Below are 3,143 nucleotides of genomic sequence, written 5' to 3'. Positions count from 1 at the left end.
AACTTACTGAAAGTAATACCAAAAAGCTCACCGTTGTCAGTTAATGCGATATCAGTAAAAGCTTGACCATTAACCAAGGGATTGAAGATACCTGTACTTGCATCCACAGTTCCAACTTGTCCTGAGCTAGTAGAAAAAAACGTAGATGCTTCAGCACTTTTGCCAAAGCTACATATTAAAGCTGTACTAACTGCAACGAAGAGAACTTTTTTCAATGAAAACATAACAAATTACAGATGTTTAAATTACTTTTCAAAAGTAATTCTTGATCTATATAGTTGTCTATAAAAAATAATTTAATTTACGCAAACAATAAAATGAAAAGTTGTATATTAAGTTTTTATTTTTGTACATACGTCTTCATATAAGCTCTATTTCTTGATCAGTATAATCACAGTTCACTTGTTTATAGGACTTACACAACTGGAAGTCTAAAAGCCTTCTGGTGACGCATCAATCCTGCCATCAATACATTCACATTAATAAAAAGAGTACTTAAGATTTCGGGAGCCGGATGCAAGGAAATGCCGCACGTTCGATTCTAATCGCGAGGGGCGGAAGATAATACTTCCCTTCGACCCAACTTCAATTTGCCTAGGGCGGATAAAAGCGGAGCATCACTATTACCTAAACATTTTTACGGACATTATAATTAGTTATTCCTTCACCATTTAATTTTCAACAAACATATTTATGAATTAGTTAAAAATTTAAAATATCCAGGGATGCTTCTATTTCTAAATCTAAAATTCTTTGCCGAGCATTTTTATGTTCTTTAAGTTTACCTTGCTGGCGATAAATATCAGTTGATTTCTGAAAATCTTCCATAGAGCCTTGATTATCTCCGAGTTGATAACGGGAATTACCACGGCTGTAATAAGCATCCGCATCTTGGGGATGAATATTTATTACCTGGGTATAGTCTGCGATCGCACTTTCGTAGTTTCCTAAATCATAATGAATATGACCGCGATTGTAGTAAGCATGGGCATCCTGGGAATTAATCTGGATAGCTTGGGTATAATCTGCGATCGCTCCTTGATAGTCTCCTAAATCACATCTAGTATCACCACGATGTTTATAGGTATCAGCATCATGGGGATTGACTTCTATTTCCTGGAGCAAAATATCAATTTCTGGCTGATGATGTTTTCCCTGTCGATGATGGGGATTAATTCTCACTGCTTGGGTATAATCTTCAATTGCTCCCTGTTTATCGCCAATGCAAGAACGAGTATATCCACGATTGATATAAGCAGCACTATCATCGGGGTTGATTTGGATAGCTTGGGTATAATCTGCGATCGCTCCTTGATAATCTGCTAATTTGTACCGGGTTAAACCACTTTTTTTGTAAGCTTGACTATGGTGGGGATTAATTTGGATCACTTGATTGTAATCTGCGATCGCACCTTCGTAATCACCAATTTCATAGCGAGCTAAACCACGTTGATAATAAAGTTCGGTATTATTTGGTTGATGATTTAATAGTCGATTATAAATATCTATGGCTGTATCATAATTACCCTGGGCAAAAAACACTTTAGCTTGTTCCATATCTGGATAATTTATATCAGCTATTGCCCGTAATGAAGATTTCATCACATGACCATTTGATTGGGCAATATTGGATAATTTTTGATTTTTTGGTATAGCAAATTGAGATATTTGGGGAGGAGTATAATTAATTGTAGATAGCTGTAATTGTTCTAGATAATAACGCAATCCACCACCATACAGTAATTGACCAATACCAAAGGAAATTTTCCCCGTCTTTAATTTAATCATTTGGGTTGGGAGAAAACCCGCAAAAAATAAGTGATATTCTGTTTGTGCCTCATTCACTTCTTCTTGAATTAAAATACAAACCACCACCGCATTTTTGGCCACTTCATCGGAACTAACAGACCATCTTACCTTGTCAATAGTACCGTGGCGGGATTTTACTTCCACACCAATTTCAGGTTGAGAAGTCAAAGTAAAATCCATATTACCATCACCACCGTAACGTTTTTCGTAATCTATTTCGGTGATAAAATCTGCCAACCTTTCCTTAACAACTTCTTCCCCTAATTTCCCTTTAAGATTATTAATAAAAACATCGCGAACTTGATAATTACGTTTGTATTTCTCTGCCATTTGCCAGCAAAAATCTCGCAATGTTCTTAGTCTTTCTCCAGAAATAATAGTTAGCTCGCTATAATCTCCTTCCTTTTGACAATGCAGCAGACAACCAGACGATAACCTTCTAATAAAATCAGACTGTAGCGATCGCAGTAAGGTAATCCAGTCCATTTACATTTGTTGTGCATCTTGAACATGATGCTATTTTATGCACATATCTCTTACAGGTAAAGCTTTTTTAGGTTACTTAATTCAATATTTACTATTTTTGCTTCCCGGAGGGAGTTATATCAAGCTCGGGAGATTAGTTATTATTCGGATCATGGTGCAAACATCTTAAAACTCTTTCTCCCCCTGCACCCTGCACCCTGCCCCTTTGCAGTCTTAACCAGGGGTGTTTAACTTATTCCGAAATTAGATGCAATAGCCATGTATGTATAAATAACACACACAAAAGGAGATGGAATGATGAAATCTGTAACTAGTTTACGAGATATTACATATCCGTCACAATTGATTGCATGGTCGAACAACTCTCCCATTGCAGATAATTTCCACGCTCGACCAAATCTGGTTATGGTTTGGAAAAAAGAATACAAAGGAGATAAGCAATACTTAGTTGCTAAATGGGTAGTTGAAGATTAAGAAAGTTAGCTGGACGCAGGGTGCATAACTACATATACAATATACAAAATTTGTTCATTGGGAATATACCTTAATTTTACGGTCGCAATTATAACCCGGTCAAATTCCTAAATTGTGTGACTATATCAGTAATAGTTTGGGGTAAGTTAGATAATTCCCTGACTAAATCTTCGGGAGTTACGCCAAAAACCATTAAAATTACCACAATAATCAAAACAGCGATCGCTGTACTAATTACCGTCTTCAATAATTTGAATAATGCTCGGAATACTAACCAGGCGACAAGTAAAGCTGCAACTAAAATAATTAAATTCATTGGCGTGATGTTGCCTATTTATGTCTTATTTAGGAATACAAAAGTTATTTTAAGGCAG

The 3,143-nt window shown here is 36.0% G+C and carries 4 protein-coding genes; 2 read left to right on the top strand and 2 right to left on the bottom strand.

What is annotated here, in order from left to right; all coding sequences use genetic code 11:
• Together CALSC_RS03940 and CALSC_RS03935 are read right to left on the bottom strand one after the other, a co-directional pair.
• On the bottom strand, nt 1–224 hold a 224-nt coding region (locus CALSC_RS03940; protein ID WP_143288143.1), incomplete at its 3' end, for a hypothetical protein.
• Between the two features lie 478 nt (nt 225–702).
• Nucleotides 703–2,295, bottom strand: coding sequence for a tetratricopeptide repeat protein (locus CALSC_RS03935; RefSeq protein WP_088240111.1), 1,593 nt, complete (start codon nt 2,293–2,295; stop codon nt 703–705).
• A 294-nt stretch (nt 2,296–2,589) separates the two neighbouring features.
• Here CALSC_RS03935 and CALSC_RS25740 point away from each other — a divergent pair, with 294 nt between their 5' ends.
• Both CALSC_RS25740 and CALSC_RS27250 read left to right on the top strand, forming a co-directional pair.
• Nucleotides 2,590–2,769, top strand: coding sequence for a hypothetical protein (locus tag CALSC_RS25740; RefSeq protein WP_143288142.1), 180 nt, complete (start codon nt 2,590–2,592; stop codon nt 2,767–2,769).
• Between the two features lie 116 nt (nt 2,770–2,885).
• On the top strand, nt 2,886–3,143 hold a 258-nt coding region (locus tag CALSC_RS27250), incomplete at its 3' end, for a hypothetical protein (protein ID WP_235006672.1).

This window comes from Calothrix rhizosoleniae SC01 (assembly GCF_900185595.1).
In the GTDB taxonomy this organism is placed as follows: domain Bacteria; phylum Cyanobacteriota; class Cyanobacteriia; order Cyanobacteriales; family Nostocaceae; genus Calothrix_A; species Calothrix_A rhizosoleniae.
This window is presented reverse-complemented; position numbering and strand designations above follow the sequence as displayed.